The sequence below is a fragment of the Paenibacillus nanchangensis genome, from assembly GCF_046543445.1.
GTDB classification, from domain to species: domain Bacteria; phylum Bacillota; class Bacilli; order Paenibacillales; family Paenibacillaceae; genus Paenibacillus_AQ; species Paenibacillus_AQ nanchangensis.
Genome location: NZ_JBHOFD010000073.1, coordinates 1 through 1,761, shown reverse-complemented (window position 1 = coordinate 1,761; position 1,761 = coordinate 1). Strand labels below are relative to the sequence as shown.

Annotated in this window: 1 protein-coding gene; it reads left to right on the top strand. The window is 41.9% G+C overall.

All coding sequences use genetic code 11. The features are described 5' to 3' along the window. The first annotated feature begins 277 nt into the window (after nt 1-277). Nucleotides 278-979 (top strand): CPCC family cysteine-rich protein, encoded by a 702-nt coding sequence (locus ACE6ED_RS29085; protein WP_410830951.1) that lies wholly within the window; start codon nt 278-280, stop codon nt 977-979. Nucleotides 980-1,761: the final 782 nt, after the last annotated feature.

Sequence of the window (1,761 nt, the reverse complement as noted above, 5' to 3'; positions counted from 1 at the left end):
TTACAGACTGTATAATAAATAAGAGCTTTGCATAAGGATAAAAGAAACCGTGACAGCTATTGCTGGCACGGTTTCTGCTATGTGCGGCGAAAATATGGAAGTACGGGATTAAGCACAAGCACAAGCGTGAGAATGTTTACTGGAAGTATTGAGAAAAATTATTTATCTTGGTCCGAATGGTTTAAGGAACATGCTATGATGTTGTGGTAAACTGTGTGATTTAGAAATGAAAAGCATATTAGATATATAACGATAAAGAACAACGAAGGGAATAAAAATGAACCGATATAATTGTCCCTGTTGTGGTTATCCCACATTAGAAGAAAGACGAGCTTGGGAGATTTGTTGTTTATGTGAATGGGAGGATGACGGGCAAGATGACCCTCATGCAGATGAGGTGTGGGGTGGTCCAAATGGTGATTGTTCTTTAACGGAGGCTAGGGAGAATTTTAAAAAGAATTACACAATGTACAGAGATAATAAAAACATCTTTAGGCATTCAGAGGAAGAAATATTGACTAAAAAAGCCTTAATAAATGAGTTCGAGAGACTGAATGCTGTTACTGATGAATCGGTTGAACATATATGGAATGAGGTTGCTTTTCTTGAAAAGGCACTAGCTGATATGGTTCACGAAAGGACAGAACGCTATAGCAGTAATATAGAGAGAAATCAAGAAATCATAAACCTAATTAATTCTGATAACCCCGATACAATAGTAGATGGTCTGCTTTCTCTAGCACTAAATGCGGATGATGGAGAGTTTGTACAAGACCTGATGGTCCGATATAGCCGGCACGAAAACAAAACTATAAGAGGGATAGCCATTCTATGTTTTGGTCATATTGCAAGAATGCACAGAGCGGTTAATAAAGAATTAATCATCCCGCTTATTAGTGATGCATTGAATGATGAAAGTACGTTTGTTAGAGGGCATGCTCACTCAGCTTTAGATGATATAAATATGTTCTGCGATTAATCCCGCGCTTCAGAGACGATCTCTGAGGCGTTTTTGATGAGACAGCGGGTGTCGATCAAACTCCAAATCTCACCGCTGTAAAGAGGATTTTGTAAAGTCTTGCCGAATAATAGTTCAACATACCTATAAGAGACCATCAGGGGGGAGTCAAAAGAAGTGCAGCGTGACACTAGAACTACATCCAATCAGCCCAATAGCTCAACGTCCGCTCAAGCAAGTAGGGCTGTTAGCAGGAAATCTGGGGCGGTTAGTCCTCAAGTTAATAGGACTGCACTCAGCCCAGCAGGGAGAGCAGGAGGACAGTCAAACCCCACAAGTAACGTCACTGCTGTGACTTGCCGTAAATGCAAGTCACAGCAGGTGGTAGCCAACAAAAGAGGGTACAGCTTCGCCAATATGTTCAAGACCCTTGGTATTATGATTTTTATAGGCGTATTGACTATAGTATTGAGCAACTTTGTCCTTTTGTACAGTGTGAGCGATGTTCCAAGAGGAGTAATGGAGTTAGTCATTGCAATAGGTGCGATTTCATTTTTTCTAGCGCTACCAGTTAGTATCTCAGTTGGGTTCGTCGGAAGAAGTGAAATTGTTAACGGCTGTATGAACTGTGGCTTCAAGTGGAGGCCCGCTAAGAGGAAATAGAATATTGAGGGGTAAGCCAAACTTTTATTCCTGCCGCGGGCAACGAGCCGTCTTCTGTGTCAACAGGAGCGGCTTTTTCTGTGGGGCGCGTGCCCAGAGGCACGCATTATCTAGTTGGTGAAAGTCCAACCAAGAGAGGT